Origin of the sequence: Eubacterium sp. 14-2 (genome assembly GCF_000403845.2) — a bacterium.
In the GTDB taxonomy this organism is placed as follows: Bacteria; Bacillota; Clostridia; order Lachnospirales; family Lachnospiraceae; genus Petralouisia.
Window position 1 is genome coordinate 329017 of the sequence record NZ_KE159568.1, and the last position, 13913, is coordinate 342929.

15 protein-coding genes are annotated in these 13913 nt (G+C 47.5%); 1 reads left to right on the forward strand and 14 read right to left on the reverse strand.

Annotated elements, in window-relative coordinates:
* Positions 1-150 precede the first annotated feature (150 nt).
* From C805_RS18720 to C805_RS18785, 14 genes are all read right to left on the reverse strand, one after another.
* A complete protein-coding gene (locus tag C805_RS18720; protein WP_016215542.1) occupies positions 151-1056 on the reverse strand; it encodes a sensor histidine kinase in 906 nt (301 codons plus the stop codon).
* Entirely contained in the window at positions 1053-1880 is an 828-nt protein-coding gene (locus C805_RS18725) for an ABC transporter permease (protein WP_016215543.1), read from the reverse strand. The genes C805_RS18720 and C805_RS18725 overlap by 4 nt, the downstream gene beginning before the upstream one ends.
* Positions 1873-2781: an ABC transporter ATP-binding protein gene (locus tag C805_RS18730; protein ID WP_016215544.1), complete on the reverse strand. Its 909-nt coding sequence runs from the start codon at positions 2779-2781 to the stop codon at positions 1873-1875. Before C805_RS18730 ends, C805_RS18725 begins: the two co-directional genes overlap by 8 nt.
* A gap of 138 nt (positions 2782-2919) precedes the next feature.
* Positions 2920-3627 carry a response regulator transcription factor gene (locus C805_RS18735; protein WP_016215545.1) on the reverse strand — a complete coding sequence of 236 codons (708 nt, stop codon included), beginning with the start codon at positions 3625-3627 and terminating at the stop codon, positions 2920-2922.
* A 70-nt stretch (positions 3628-3697) separates the two neighbouring features.
* Positions 3698-5941, reverse strand: coding sequence for a poly(ethylene terephthalate) hydrolase family protein (locus C805_RS18740; RefSeq protein ID WP_016215546.1), 2244 nt, complete (start codon positions 5939-5941; stop codon positions 3698-3700).
* Between the two features lie 30 nt (positions 5942-5971).
* A complete protein-coding gene (locus tag C805_RS18745) occupies positions 5972-6382 on the reverse strand; it encodes a bifunctional adenosylcobinamide kinase/adenosylcobinamide-phosphate guanylyltransferase (protein ID WP_016215547.1) in 411 nt (136 codons plus the stop codon).
* Positions 6383-6405: 23 nt separating this feature from the next.
* A complete protein-coding gene (locus C805_RS18750; protein WP_016215548.1) occupies positions 6406-7164 on the reverse strand; it encodes an adenosylcobinamide-GDP ribazoletransferase in 759 nt (252 codons plus the stop codon).
* Positions 7161-7706, reverse strand: coding sequence for a bifunctional adenosylcobinamide kinase/adenosylcobinamide-phosphate guanylyltransferase (locus tag C805_RS18755; protein ID WP_016215549.1), 546 nt, complete (start codon positions 7704-7706; stop codon positions 7161-7163). Before C805_RS18755 ends, C805_RS18750 begins: the two co-directional genes overlap by 4 nt.
* Before the next feature lie 107 nt (positions 7707-7813).
* Entirely contained in the window at positions 7814-8866 is a 1053-nt protein-coding gene (gene cobT, locus C805_RS18760; RefSeq protein ID WP_016215550.1) for a nicotinate-nucleotide--dimethylbenzimidazole phosphoribosyltransferase, read from the reverse strand.
* Positions 8844-10274, reverse strand: a complete 1431-nt coding sequence (locus C805_RS18765) for a cobyrinic acid a,c-diamide synthase CobB (RefSeq protein ID WP_016215551.1) — start codon at positions 10272-10274, stop codon at positions 8844-8846. The genes cobT and C805_RS18765 overlap by 23 nt, the downstream gene beginning before the upstream one ends.
* Positions 10275-10285: 11 nt before the next feature.
* A complete protein-coding gene (locus C805_RS18770; RefSeq protein ID WP_016215552.1) occupies positions 10286-10687 on the reverse strand; it encodes a DUF6483 family protein in 402 nt (133 codons plus the stop codon).
* Positions 10688-10737: 50 nt separating this feature from the next.
* Positions 10738-11385, reverse strand: coding sequence for a YoaK family protein (locus tag C805_RS18775; protein ID WP_016215553.1), 648 nt, complete (start codon positions 11383-11385; stop codon positions 10738-10740).
* Between the two features lie 29 nt (positions 11386-11414).
* Positions 11415-11804 carry a thioesterase family protein gene (locus C805_RS18780; protein ID WP_016215554.1) on the reverse strand — a complete coding sequence of 130 codons (390 nt, stop codon included), beginning with the start codon at positions 11802-11804 and terminating at the stop codon, positions 11415-11417.
* Between the two features lie 168 nt (positions 11805-11972).
* Positions 11973-12875: a fructosamine kinase family protein gene (locus tag C805_RS18785; RefSeq protein ID WP_016215555.1), complete on the reverse strand. Its 903-nt coding sequence runs from the start codon at positions 12873-12875 to the stop codon at positions 11973-11975.
* Between the two features lie 545 nt (positions 12876-13420).
* On the opposite strand from C805_RS18785, the gene C805_RS18790 reads away from it, so the two are divergent.
* The gene (locus C805_RS18790; RefSeq protein ID WP_016215556.1) at positions 13421-13846 is read left to right on the forward strand and encodes a helix-turn-helix domain-containing protein; all 426 of its coding nucleotides are present in this window, start codon (positions 13421-13423) and stop codon (positions 13844-13846) included.
* Positions 13847-13913 lie beyond the last annotated feature (67 nt).

The window sequence follows — 13913 nt, forward strand, 5'->3', positions numbered from 1 at the left end:
ATGTGATAAAAAATCTTAAAATTATGTAAAATTATCTTCACAGACAAAATTTCTGAAAACTCCCCTCAGATACCCTTCTTTCGTTCCTCCCCAGGGAGAAAAATCATATCCTGACCGATATCATAGAGAAACAGGCATTTCCACTTCCGTTTATCCTGTTTCAAACCGCACTTCCACCTCAAATATACCCTGTTTCAGACTGGCCTGTATTCTTCCGCCCATTTTTTCGGTGAATTCTCTGGCAATGGCAAGTCCCAGCCCGGTACTCCTGCGGTTTCCGGACTGGTCGGTGGTATAAAAACGTTCAAAAATCTGTTCCAGATCCCGCTCCTGAATGGTTTTTGTCTCGTTGGCTATCCGCATAACTGCCTGTCCCTGTTCCCGGAGCAGGGAAAAGGCATATCCGCCAGTTCCGTGCACCAGTGCGTTTTTGATCAGATTCTCCGTCACCCGCTGCCATGCATGGGCGTCTCCGTACACAAAGCACGGTTCCCTGGAGACCTCCACTGCGGGATCACAGCTTTTTTTTGCAAAATCTTCATAAAACATGGAAACTGTTTCTGCAAACAGATTCGTCACATTCAGTTTTTCCCGGTTCAGCTCCAGTTCTCCGGCCTCCAGCCTGGCATATTCGAAAAGCTGGTTTAACAGCTCTGTCAGATCCTCCATCCGTCTCTCCACTGTTCTCAGATACTGTTCTTTTTTCTCTTTTGGGGTTCCCGGATGTTCCAGCAGCTGCACATATCCTTTCATTGAAGTCAGAGGGGTACGGATATCGTGGGAAATGCCTGTAATACTCTCCCGATAGCTTCGGTTCGCCCGGTACAGTTTCCACTGCTCCTCCCGCATTTTTTCCAGCACCTGATTCATAACATTAATCATCTCTCCCGTTTGCCCCACGGCACAAACAGAGGTCAGCAACTGATTGCTGTCCTCTGCTTTCAGAAATTCCAACTGTTTTTTCAAATGCCTGACCTGTTTCTCATAACAGATAAGGCATATGACCAGAATACCTGTCCCGGCTGCCAGTATTACAATGATAATCCACAAATTCATGTTATATCTGCCTTTTGAAAATGAAGCGCTCCCAGAAAAGTTACAAAGAAAAGCCACGCCAGCGACACCAGGATTCCCCGTATCACAAATTCCTGCTCCATCCCGCTGACAGGACATTCCATCTGCAGGCTCAGCGGCCAGTACAGGGAAGGCTGTATGCTCAGATGAGAAAGCAGCGTATCTGCTCCCGCCAGCAGAGAGGTGGAAAATATGATAATTCCTGCGCTGATGGAAATACCTGCTGCCAGGCTCCTGGTAAACTCTCCCACCAGTACCGCTGTTCCTGTAACGGGCATACTGATTACCATCTGCATTCCCATATAAGATGCCGTCTGCGTCCAGTTCATGGACTCAATCCCTTCTTTTCCCATAAACAATCCGCCTGCCAGAATGCAGCACACAAAGGTCACTCCCAGAATCGCCATTGCAGCCAGCTGTGTAACCAGCAGTTTGCTCAGAAAAACAGAAGCTCTGGGATAGCCTTTTCCCACAATATTTTTTACCGTACCGCCTGTATATTCTTTGATCACAAAAATACTGGCAAACACAGCCATAATAAAACCGGTAAAATGGCCGTTCAGCATCTGCTGCAAAACTCCCATAATTCCCACCTGCTGTATATAAGGCCCTTCGCCGAGTTCTTCTCCTTCATGATAAACGTAAATTCCGTTTGCCCCTTCCGCCGGCATCTGGTTTTTGATTTCATCCACCATTAACAGGGTGAAATACAAAAGCCCCACAAGAATAACCACCGACGCAAGACATACATAAAACGTCTTTTCTTTACGAACCTTATAGCATTCACCGCCTAATATGTTAAGCATTTTTGCCACCTCCCAGCAAATCCATAAAATAGCCTTCCAGATCCAGTCCCACCAGATAACTTTCCATGACCTTCACGCCTCCGTTTATTAATTCCTGATTTACTTTCCAGGATTCTTCCAGGTTTTCAAAGACCCGCAGCATTCCAGGTTCCGGTACATCGTAACTGTTAATCCGGCACTCCTCCAGAATGGCGGCAGCCCGCTCCACATCATCCACCACCAGCTTCTGACAGCGCCGGCAGCGATGTTCCAGTTCCTCTCTGTCAAATTCCTCGATCAGAACTCCGTCTTTGATAATCCCGTACCGGGTGGCTATTTTAGACAGTTCGCCTAAAATATGGCTGGAAATCAGAATTGTAATCTGCTTTTCTTCATTCAGTCTCAGCAGCAAATCCCGGATTTCCTTAATTCCTGCCGGGTCCAGTCCGTTGATGGGTTCATCCAGAATCAGAAAATCCGGATTATGAAACAGTGCAATGGCAATGCCCAGCCTCTGTTTCATGCCCATGGAAAAATTTTTCACCTTTTTCTTTCCTGTCCCGGACAATCTGACAAATTCCAGCATATCATCCACTGCCCTTTTCTCCGGAATTCCCAGTTCCCGGCGCACCACTTCCATGTTCTCCCTGGCAGTCATGTTCCGGTAGAGACCCGGCTGCTCAATCAGGCTCCCGATACGCACCCTCTGCTGCTCCAGTTCATGGGAACCGAACAGCTCCATGGTTCCTTCTGCCGGCGACGCAAGGCCTGACACCATACGCATAAAAGTGGTTTTCCCGGCTCCGTTTCTTCCGATAAACCCATAGATGTCTCCTTTTCTCACATGCATGCCCACATGATCCACCACCGTATGCTTTCCATACTTTTTGGTAAGTCCCTCTGTTTTTAATACATATTCCATACTTTTCCTCCTGCTGCTTTCCAGGAACATCTTTCTTATCTGTCCCAAAGGGGTGTTGCTTTTATGCATTCAGTATATCAGCAGGGTTTTCAGAAACTTTAGAAAAAGTATAAAAAAAACATAAAGTTTTGCCGGCAGTCAGTCCATTTTAAATCCAATGCCCCACACCGTCCTGATATAGCTTTCGCCCGGATGTGCTTTCGCCAGTTTCTGACGGATATTGCTGATATGCACATTTACCGCATTATCCTCTCCCAGAAATTCCTCATTCCACACCGATTCATAAATGTTGCTTTTGGTAAATACTTTTCCGGGATTGCTCATAAGCAGCTCCAGTATCAGATATTCCCGCTTTGTAAGGGCAAGTTCCCGCCCGCCTGCCTGAACCTGAAAATCATCCTGCAGAATACGGATATCTTTATATTCCAGTATCCGTCCTGCCTTCCCTTTTTCAATACCATTTCCTTCTTTCGGCGAAACTTCTCTGCGTCTTAGAACTGCCTCCAGCCTGGCCAGCAGTTCCTCCGTATCAAAAGGTTTTACCACATAGTCATCGGCCCCCTGGCGAAGCAGCGACACCCTGGCCTGTACCTCATCCCTGGCTGAAGCCACAATCACACCGGTTTTTGGATATTTTTCCCGGATTTCTCTGAGTACATCTTCTCCGGACTTTCCCGGCAGCATCAGATCCAGAATCACTGCGGCGGGCTGACGCTGCTGCATGTAAAGCAATGCTTCCGTTCCGGCATAGGACTGGACAGTTTCATAGCCATGCTGTTCCAGCAGCTCCTTTAACATCTGATTTATGTCATTATCATCCTCTGCAATTAATATATATTCCTTCAACGTCACTCACCTGGTTTCCGCCCTCTCTGTAACTGATTTCTGTCTGATTTTCATACTGTCAGCAGTCTGTTTATCTGATTCCCACATTATCAATAGCTGTTTTCCCTTTTTCTGTCAGAAAGCAAATGGTAATTCTGCTGATTTTCCTTCTGTCCACGCCTGTAAAATCTTCCATGGGAATGGAAACTGTCTGAAACTGATGCTTATATTCCGCCGCTTTCCACAGATACTGCAGCTTATTCAGCCGCACCGGAAAAGCCGGATACAGGCTGGCATAATCTTCGGCCTTCAGAACCGCTTCCTGCCCCTGACTGTCCTCCACAATAATCTCCAGTTTTGGAAGCTCCCCTTCTTCTTCCGGAAAGTCCTCCTTAAGATCCATCACATCAAACTGCAGGTGTTTTCCGGTCAAATCTGTTTCCGGCATGGAAATGGAAAATTCCGCCGGTTCTTTTTTGCTGCTGCCAGCCTCTTCCCCCTCTTCAGGCTCCCATTTCAAAACTGCTGCATAATTTCCTCTGGGATTTCCGTCTGAAAAATACAGAAGTTCTTCCCTCCAGCTGTTTACATGTTCCGCTTCCAGCCTTATATCTGCAGCGGTTCCCGTTTCCAGACGGGTATCCTCTTCAAAATTACAGAGTATGCGCAAATCTGAGGTCTGATAAGACTGAATATACAGTGTTTCCGGCAGAAGTTCCTCATACCTGCTGTAATCTGTCAGCAGCATTCCGGAAAAATTCTGTTCTGACTCTGTTTCTGCTGTTTCCTTAAGGGTTTCCTCCAGAAACGCCCGGATAAAAACTTTGGCAATCTGCTGCTGTTCCTGCACGGAAATAAAATTTTTCACATTCAGGGCCCGGTTCAAAGGTTCCATCAGATCATAGCTTCCCCACAGAGAATTAAACTGGCCATGATTGGCCCCCGCCACATAAAGAGACGTTTTGATGCAGTCCTTTTCTCCGCTGAAAGTAACATTTTCGTACTGTTCCATTCCCATAAAGGCGGCAACATCCTGATCGTTTGCCCCGTGCAGCACCATATAATTTACATCTTTCAGTTCCACATCTCGCCCGGATGGCAGATACTGTCCGCAGGTAGGTGCAATGGCTATCAGTGACCGGATGGAAAAATGATAGTCAAAGGTACGGTTGCCATTATCCGGATAATAATCCAGCTCATTAAACAGATATGCTGCGGCAATTGCTTCTCCGCCCCTGGAATGTCCTGCCAGCGCCAGATTGTTTTCATCTGTTTTCTGATACAGCGGGCTGTCTTTCCGGCGGCTTTCGGATAAGATGTAATCCATATGTTCCAAAAGCAGCACCGCCCGGCCGTCATTTTCACCGGAAAGCCCATTGCAGGCATTTTCATCCACCGATACCACCACATAACCATGGGAAGCCAGATAAGTACCCAGATATTCATACCCCAGGTAAGAATCTGTAACCCAGTTATGATTTCCATGAACAATAAAAAGCACCGGGCAGTCAGACTGTTCTTCCGGATACCAGACCATGCCGGACAGAGGCACCTCATCCAGGGAGTACCCCTGATAGTGTTCTTTCATGAAACCATCCAGCCCTTCATTTTCAGCAAACCTGCTGATATTTACCGTCCGTACAGGAAGGATACCGGAATTTTCTGTTCCATAGGTAAGGGCTTTCACGGTACAGGGGCCCTGTTTCAGCCCCTCCTCAAAGGCTTCTTTCTCCTGTTCCGTAAGAACATCTTTTTCCCGGTTCTGATTTCTCAGGTTTCCATAGATTTCAATATAAGTATCCTCAAATCCTCTGCCTGCCAGCAGAACCAGCAGGGCCATTGTAAAAATCCCGGTCAGCGCCAGCGCTGCTGCAATCGTCCTGGTCCGTACTTTATAATGGAATGCTGCCCACAGGCTTTTCAGCAGCAGGGCCAGCACCAGGCTGAAAACTGCCGCAGTCAGCACACTTTCTTTCAGCCCTGCATGGAAAGCATCTCCTGTCATTACCAGAATACAGACCATACAAAGCAGCAGCCAGGACAGGAATTCCCGGACTCCGTTTCTGAGAAACAGTTCCAGGAGTTTCCCGGACAGCCACAGCCCGGCCATGGCAGCGGGAACGGTCAAAACTGCTGTAATAACAGTTCCCAGCCAGACCGGCTGCATAAAGGTACCGGACATCAGGCCCACACACAGACTGAATAAAAAAATGGCAGCCCAGTACAGAAGAGTGCCGGTATCCTGCCAGTTTTTCATCCTGTAGCTGCCAAAGCGCTGCTTTATGCTACGATATTTTTCCCGTATATGCAGGAAAAAAGGGATTATCTTTTTCATCTCTTATTTCCTCTCTGTGGCTTGCTATGGTCAGCTTCTGCCCGGTTCCTGCTTCAGCCTCTTTGCAATCCCGCAGTTCACCAGATACACTTCCTCCGCCTGCCTGGCCAGCACACATCCCATCCGTCCCGTCAGCTCCCGGTATTCCCGGTCAAACCTGTCCATGGGCACAATACCGCAGCCCAGCTGATTCATGACAAGTATCACATCCGGATTCCCTTTCAGCAATGTTTCTGCCATGGGATATGGGTCTTTGCCCTCCTGCAGCATTCTCTTCAGCCACAGGTGAAAATGACAGATAATATCTGCCTTGTGCAGTTCTCCTGTCTCTGCCCTTTCTCCCTCTGCCACCACCGGCTGTTTTCCGGGATTCTGTATCTTATATATCTGTTCTGCCGCCTCCAGTTTTCCCTGGAAAGCGCCGCCTGTAATCAGTATCATATCTGTTCCTCTACCTAAAACGATTAAAATTTTTCTGCTGCAACTGCTGTAATCAGGATGGCCAGTTCACAGACCTGCAGGAACCAGCCCGCCAGATCTCCGGTAATTCCCCCGAATTTCTTCCGGGACATCTTATAATACCAGAAAAATACAAGCCCGGATACGGCTGCCACTGCAATTCCCGGATATAAGTTCGTCCACAGCATAACAGCCAGCACTGCTCCCGTTTCCGCCAGCAGCACAGCCTGCGCCTTTTTCTTCTCCGCCTTTTCTGAAAACATGGCTGCCAGCCCGCTGTCTTTTGCACAGGGAAAAGCAGTAACTGCATACCCGCTGAGACACCGGCTGAGAAAAAATCCAAGGGAAACCAACGGAATTCCCTGACTGTCCAGTTCCGTTGCAAAACCAAACCAGGTGAGAAAATACAGACATCCGGCAATCACAGCAAAAGCCCCCGCGTGGGAATCCTTCAAAATCTCAAGACGCCTCTCTTTTGGCTGCCAGGAGCTCAGAGCGTCCATGGTATCCAGGAATCCGTCCACATGGATACCTCCGGTGATGAGAACCGGAATTATGGTCAAAATTACCCCATAGAGAGTTTCTCCCACCGGGACGGACTTCCCGTAACTGCCCCAGAGATAAAAACACAGGCCGCTGACTGCGCCCACCCAGGGAAAAAAGCACATCACATATTTCATATTCTCCCGTTCCCATTCCACAGCGGGCATGGGAATTTTAGAGTACATGGCAAAAGCAATCATCCAGCCTTTCAGATAGTTCATAATTTCCTCCATTCCGTATTTTCTTTCCATTCCAGAGGAATACCGCAGATCACCTCCACCACACGGTCCGCCACTGTGCCCAGATTCCGATGGACCTCTGCCATCTGCTCCAGATATTCCATGGTCATCCTGTCGTATTCCATTCCATCCTCAAAAACATTGTTTCCCACAATGACCAGATGGCGGGAGTTTTCCGCCAGATGCAGGATTCCCTTCCAAATTTTTCCAGATACAGATTCCTTCCTGCAGTTTTCAGAAAACATCTCATTGGCAGTCAGATTTGACAGGCATTCCAGCAATATAACTTCATGCTGCCTCACTGACAGTTTTTCCAAATCCATATAGCACTCCCTGGTTTCAAATCCTTTTCCGGCCCGCTGTTTCCGATGACGGCGAATCCGCGCCTGGCTCTCCTCATCCCCCGGCTTCATGGTGGCAACGTAGACTAACTGTTCTTCTTCCCGCTCCTTTAACGTTACCGCAAGATTTTCCGCAAATTCCGATTTTCCGCTGCCGCTGCCGCCAGTTACAAAAACTATCATCCGCTGCCCCCTGTCTGTTCCTTTCATCCAAATGTCAGTTACTGCCTGTCCCGCTTCGGTTCCCAGTTACCCGTTACGGTCTGCTCCGTCCGGCTCTTAAGGGGCAGCTAATCCAGGGGTACATAATCCTCCACCTGAATCTGAGAAAAGGTACTCATTTTCTCATAGATATCCAGTCCCATATCCAGCAGAGGGAACAATGCCACTGCCCCGGTCCCTTCTCCCAGACACATATCGCACATCAGACTGGGGGATTTTCCAATAGCTTCCAGTATGGCGGCTCCAGCAGGCTCTTTGGAAACATGGGAGGCTATCATATAGTTTCCGGCCAGCGGACTGAAACGTGTTGCAAGCAAAGCCGCCACTGCGGAAATAAATCCGTCCACAATCACCGGCATCCCAAAAGCCGCTCCTCCCAGATAAATCCCGGTAAGCCCCGCCAGGTCCAGTCCTCCCACTTTAGCAAGCACATCCAGGGGATCCTGTGGATCCGGCTTATGTAAGGCAACCGCATTCCGGATAACCTGAATTTTTCTGTGCAATCCCGCTGTGGTAAGGCCTGCCCCGCGCCCGGTCATCTCTTCCACTGGTCTTCCCAGCAAAACGCTGGCTACCGCGCTGCTGGTGGTGGTATTTCCGATTCCCATTTCTCCGGTGGCCATTACATCATAGCCTCTGTCTTTCAGTTCTTCTGCCAGATTTATGCCCACCTCAATACCCTGACGGGCCTCTTCTCTGGTCATGGCCGGTTCCACTGCCATATTTTTAGTGCCATAGGCAATCTTTCGTTTTTCCACTCTGGGCGTATCCGTAACCATGCCTATATCAATGGGAAAAATGTCTGTTCCGGTATCTTTGCACATAATAGCCGCACAGGATTTTACATCCAGAAAATTCTCCGCCACAATGGCGGTAACCTCCTGTCCGGTCTGAGTCACGCCCTCTGCCACAACTCCATTATCCGCACACATAACCACCAGCGCTTTTTTTCCCAGATGAATCTGTCCTGTCCGCTGAATTCCTGCAATCTGTATCAGATTGCTTTCCAGTTTTCCCAGGCTTTTTAAAGGTTTCGCAATACTGTCCCACCGCTTTTCACATGCCAGACATGCTTCCTCATCCAGAGGACGGATCTGTTCAAGACATTCTTCCAGTTTCATAATTCTTTTCTTCCTTTCCGTAATTCCTTCTGCACTGTTGTAAAAATCTCTGAATAAACCGGGGATTGGAATAATAGTAAAGATGGGGAAATCCCGCCGCATACGTCCGGCCTCCCTGAATGCAGTCCCATTCCCGGCTGCCCACAGGCTTTTTCCCATGGTAAGCATTTCCGTTTTCCGTACAGTCAAAATAATGGAATTCATGGCCTTTCACAGATTCGTCCGGCGGTAAAAGCTGATGTTCCTCTCTGGCAGTCAGGGTGAGATAACCGAAACGCCCCAGCTTTCCTGTGGGATATGCTTTTCCGGAAAAAACTCCTGCCATGGGCCATACGTTTCCCTCCCCGTCCTCCATGGATTCCTGCAGATACATAAAACCTCCGCACTCTGCCAGAAAAGGCATCCCCCCTTTTAACCGGGAAGAAATCTGCCGGCACATTTCCTGATTGCCGCTTAATCCGGCAGCATGAAGTTCCGGATAACCTCCATAGAAAATCATGCCCTGCAGCTTCTCCGGCAGGGTTCTGTCGTGAAGAGGAGAAAAAAACACCGGTTCTGCTCCCAGTTCTCTCAGTAAATCCAGATTTTCCTCATAACAGAAACAGAATGCTTCGTCTCTGGCAATGCCGATACGGGTCTTTTTTTCAGAATCCGGACATTCCATCTCTGAGCCGTATTCTGACGTGTTCAGGTTCTCCGGCTCTGCCGCGGCCAATTCCCTGGCAGCCTGCGCGCATCCCAGGATTTTTTCCACCTCCAGGGTTTCCTCCAGCACGCCGGCAAAACGTTTCAGTTTTTCCTGAAATCCCTCCACTTCCTGGGGCATGACAAGGCCCAGATGGCGGCTCTCCAGTGCCAGTTCCTGACATCCGGGTACATAACCGAATACCGATACCGGCAGTGTCTTTTCAATTTCCTGTTTCAGCATGGGATAAGAGGAAGCTGATACCTGATTTAAAATAACTCCGGCAATTTTACTGTCCGGCCGAAATCCCAGAAATCCCTGTATCAGAGAAACCACAGAAAGGCTCATGCCTCTGGCATTTACCACAAGAATCACCGGCGTATCCGTAACCTTTGCCAGTTCATAAGAAGAAGCAGCGGTGGTCACGCCTCCCGCTCCGTCATAAAATCCCATTACACCTTCCAGCAGGGCAATATCCCCCTGGGCTGCTGCTTTTCCCAGCAGATACCTGGTCATTTCTTCCCCGGTAAAAAAAGTATCCAGGTTCCGGGCCGGAATTCCCAGCACGGTTCTGTGAAACATGGGGTCAATGTAATCCGGGCCGCATTTAAAGGAAACTGCTTTCAGGCCTCGGTTTGCAAATACCTGCAGCAGCCCGCAGGTAATCAGTGTTTTCCCGCTTCCACTGGAGGGTGCGGCAATCATAATTCTGGGCAGTTTCATATTTTCCTCCTTCACTGGTTTTCCAGCAATGTCTCTGCCAGCCCGCTGTATCCATAACGTTTCATTACGCTTTTTATCCCTTCTGCCACTTCCTCTCTGGAAAAATCATGATCTTCCAGAAAATCACCGGTTTTCTCATTGAGATAATCATAAAATGCCAGAGACAATTTCAGATTTTCCAGATGTTCTGTTTCTTCCTGCCCAAACTCGTCCTCCAGATGTTCGTACAGCATATTTTCCGCTTCGTTTATTTTTCCCTGGTCTGCCAGCAGACACAGCCGCTGATAAAAATCCTGGTCTTTCCCTTCCAGGAACACCAGCTCCTGTTTTTCCTCATCTATATGAAAAATCAGTTTCAGTATGGTGCGCACCATTTCATGAATCATACGCATAATATAATCTTTTTCTACCATTGTTCCACTCCTGTCTGCCGCCCCTTACGGAAGTTGTATGCGCCTGGAATTTAAAGTATATCTTCCTTCTGAAACATCATTGCAAAAACTGCCAGAAGCAGCACACTGGAAATCCAGATGGCTTTTTCTGCCAGAATCCCGGTCAGTATGCCTCCCAGGGCAGCCCCCACAATAAAAATTCCGATAAATCCGTAATACAAAAGGCTTTTCTGTCTCAGCTCCCGGTTCCCGGTAGAACGGTAACTGCACCACAGCTCCGTTGCCGCCCGCAGATTCCCAATACACATGGTGGTGGCGTAAACATTTCCATTTAATTTCCGGAAGCTCTGCACCTGCATGGCACACACAAAGGATATCAGCATATTGGCCCACAGATTCATCTGCCGGGGAAAAAATCCTGCGGCAAACAGCAGCACAGCCTCTAACAGAACCACAATCTGTCTCCAGTGAATGGCGTCTGACCGGCCGAACTGCCTGCGGATTTTCTCAGCTCCGTAAATCCCCACTGCAAAAGCAGCTACCGGCAGCAGATAGCGTACCCCCAGGTGCCAGTTCCCCATAGCAAAATTCTGGCCCATCAGTACCATATTTCCTGTCTGGGCATTGGCAAATACCTCGTCCCTGCAGTTGTAGGTATAAGCATCCTGAAATCCTCCGGAAATACACAGGACTGCCACCACAGCCGGCGATTCTGACATCTGACCTTTTCCTTTCATATCTTCCCACACTATCCCTGCTTTTTCCTGTCAGCCTTGCTCTGAAATTTTGTTTCTTCTATAATGAAGCGTTGGTGAAATCCTTCTCCGATTTTTCCTGATTCATCGAAGGCAGTAATGGAAAATGTCAGTTTCCGTCCTTCCACTTCCGTCAGAACACTGTCACACCATACTTTCATGCCCACCGGCGTGGGAGCCTGATGTTCCAGATCCAGTTTTATTCCCACAGTTCCCATTCCCGGCTCCAGATATTCTGCCACGCTTTTCCAGGCAGTTTCTTCCATAAGGGCCGCCATACGGGGTGTGGCGAGCACGTCCAGCGTGCCGCTTTTATGTACTTTTGCAGTATCCTCTGCAGTTACTGTCAGTTCCTGATGTCCTTTGATTCCTGTCTCCAACATTCTGATTCTCCTTTTCTTCGTGCAAAGCTGCGCACCTGTTTTCAGTTTCTTCTGCTTATCAGTTTACCACAGGAACGATGATTTTGCTACTGTGATTTATGTACCGGTTATTTTTCATTCTGCACGGTGCAGCAGAAACAGAGGAAAAAAATCATCACAGGGCCTGTTTTAAACATATTCCTCCACAATGCGCCTCACAGAGGACAGGTAGCTCCTGCCAAACAGATTCAGATGATTCAGCAAATGATAAAGGTTATAAAAATCTCTCCGTTTCTCATACCCCGGCTGCAGAGGCGCAGCTTCCCGGTATGCTTCATAAAATTTCCCGGAAAATCCGCCGAACAGCTCTGTCATGGCAAGGTCTGCCTCCCGGTGCCCCACACAGGCCGCCGGGTCCGTAAGCCATGCCAGTCCGTCACGCCCCGTCATTACATTTCCTGCCCACAAATCCCCATGGACAAGGGAGGGGTATTCCGGCTCTGTGAGAATCTCCCCTGTCCGTTCCAGCAGTTCTGTTATCTTTTTCCATTCTTCTTTCCCGAAATAGTCGGAGGCCTGCAGGAACTGGGGTTTCAGCCGGCGGTCCCGGAAAAACTCCGTCCAGCTTTTGCATGGTGTATTTACCTGTGGATTTGCACCGATATAATTGTCCTGAGCAAATCCATAAATCCCTCCGGTGACAAAATTCTCTGTCCGGGACTGGTGCATCCGGGCTAACTGCTGTGCCAGGATTTCCTGGTAATCCTTTCCGGGGCGCCTGCTTTCCACAAACTCCAGCAGTAAAAAAGCACCTCCGTTTTCTCCGGTTCCACAGCCGAAAACCTGGGGCGTGGAAATGGCTCCTGTTTCTGCAATGGCTGCAAGGCCTTCCGCTTCCCTTTGGAAAAATGACACGCTTTTTCCCTGGTTGGATTTCATAAAAATATGCATTCCGTCACTGAGGGTCAGCCGGTACGCTTCGTTGATGTCTCCACCTGCAACCTGTTTCCTGTCTGTAATTTTCACGTTATTTCCAAACAGGGAATGCAATGCCTGGTCCAGGGAGGAAAACTGTTGTATGGTGTCTGTCATCTGTTACGTCCTTTCTTTTGTTAAAATTTTTCAAGTGTAATTCTGCAACAAATCATTACGCCTGCTTTTCCTGAAAATCAATGTAACATACAGGGTAACTTTCTTTTGGCATCTTCCTTCTCTCCCTTCGTTTTCTCAAATAATTATAGCAGATAAATTGTCATATTTCCAAAAAAATATAAATGAGACAAAACAAGTATCCTTGCTCCTGCCTGTCTGCAATACTTTAGAATTTGATGTAAAAATCAGCCATTAAGAATTATTCAAGTCCGGGACTTTTCCTTACATCCATACATTTATCGCCTGAATCCTCAGGCGTGATATTGTTAGCCTGGCAGTAAGTATGAATTGCAGGGAGAATAATATCCTTGATACCGTTCGTTTAAACAGCTATACTATTCACAGTATAATAACGGAGACGGAATTTATTCTTTAATTTTATACCATGTAAAAGTCTTTTTACATGAATTTCCCCTTTTGTAAAAGACATTTGACAGACAGACATACCGCAATTTTGTAAACTTATAAATGAAGGAGGACACACAATGAAAATAGCGGACAGAATTAAAAACGCTCGCATACAAAAAGAATATACACAGGAACAAGCAGCAGAAAATCTTCTGGTCTCAAGACAGACTGTCTCTAATTGGGAGAATGGAAAATCATTACCTGATATTATAAGTATTATTCGGATGAGCGAGCTATATGAATTAAGTCTTGATGAATTGATGAAAGGAGATAAAGCATTGTTGAAGAAAATAGAAAAAGATGTCAGGGTTGTTAAGGCGGAGAAAAAAATCATAAAATTTGCATGGATATCTATTGTAACAGGAACTATACTGATTATTGCCGGAGAAATATTTGAAGGGAATCCATTTATTGATTTTATAAACGGAGCATTCCCCTGGGTTCTTCTTAGTTTGATGTTTTTATTCGCTATTTTATATCTTAATAAAGAAAAAAAAGAATAAAAACTTTTACATAAACACCGGGTGGCGCAAAACCACCCGGCATTTTCATATGATTCTTCCAACTCAA

What these genes read in the sequence shown, in the direction of transcription:
- C805_RS18720 (WP_016215542.1), bottom strand. Translation starts at nt 1,056, where the DNA reads ATGAATTTGTGGATTATCATTGTAATACTGGCAGCCGGGACAGGTATT.
- C805_RS18725 (WP_016215543.1), bottom strand. Translation starts at nt 1,880, where the DNA reads ATGCTTAACATATTAGGCGGTGAATGCTATAAGGTTCGTAAAGAAAAG.
- C805_RS18730 (WP_016215544.1), bottom strand. Translation starts at nt 2,781, where the DNA reads ATGGAATATGTATTAAAAACAGAGGGACTTACCAAAAAGTATGGAAAG.
- C805_RS18740 (WP_016215546.1), bottom strand. Translation starts at nt 5,941, where the DNA reads ATGAAAAAGATAATCCCTTTTTTCCTGCATATACGGGAAAAATATCGT.
- C805_RS18745 (WP_016215547.1), bottom strand. Translation starts at nt 6,382, where the DNA reads ATGATACTGATTACAGGCGGCGCTTTCCAGGGAAAACTGGAGGCGGCA.
- C805_RS18750 (WP_016215548.1), bottom strand. Translation starts at nt 7,164, where the DNA reads ATGAACTATCTGAAAGGCTGGATGATTGCTTTTGCCATGTACTCTAAA.
- C805_RS18755 (WP_016215549.1), bottom strand. Translation starts at nt 7,706, where the DNA reads ATGATAGTTTTTGTAACTGGCGGCAGCGGCAGCGGAAAATCGGAATTT.
- cobT (WP_016215550.1), bottom strand. Translation starts at nt 8,866, where the DNA reads ATGAAACTGGAAGAATGTCTTGAACAGATCCGTCCTCTGGATGAGGAA.
- C805_RS18765 (WP_016215551.1), bottom strand. Translation starts at nt 10,274, where the DNA reads ATGAAACTGCCCAGAATTATGATTGCCGCACCCTCCAGTGGAAGCGGG.
- C805_RS18770 (WP_016215552.1), bottom strand. Translation starts at nt 10,687, where the DNA reads ATGGTAGAAAAAGATTATATTATGCGTATGATTCATGAAATGGTGCGC.
- C805_RS18775 (WP_016215553.1), bottom strand. Translation starts at nt 11,385, where the DNA reads ATGTCAGAATCGCCGGCTGTGGTGGCAGTCCTGTGTATTTCCGGAGGA.
- C805_RS18780 (WP_016215554.1), bottom strand. Translation starts at nt 11,804, where the DNA reads ATGTTGGAGACAGGAATCAAAGGACATCAGGAACTGACAGTAACTGCA.
- C805_RS18785 (WP_016215555.1), bottom strand. Translation starts at nt 12,875, where the DNA reads ATGACAGACACCATACAACAGTTTTCCTCCCTGGACCAGGCATTGCAT.
- C805_RS18790 (WP_016215556.1), top strand. Translation starts at nt 13,421, where the DNA reads ATGAAAATAGCGGACAGAATTAAAAACGCTCGCATACAAAAAGAATAT.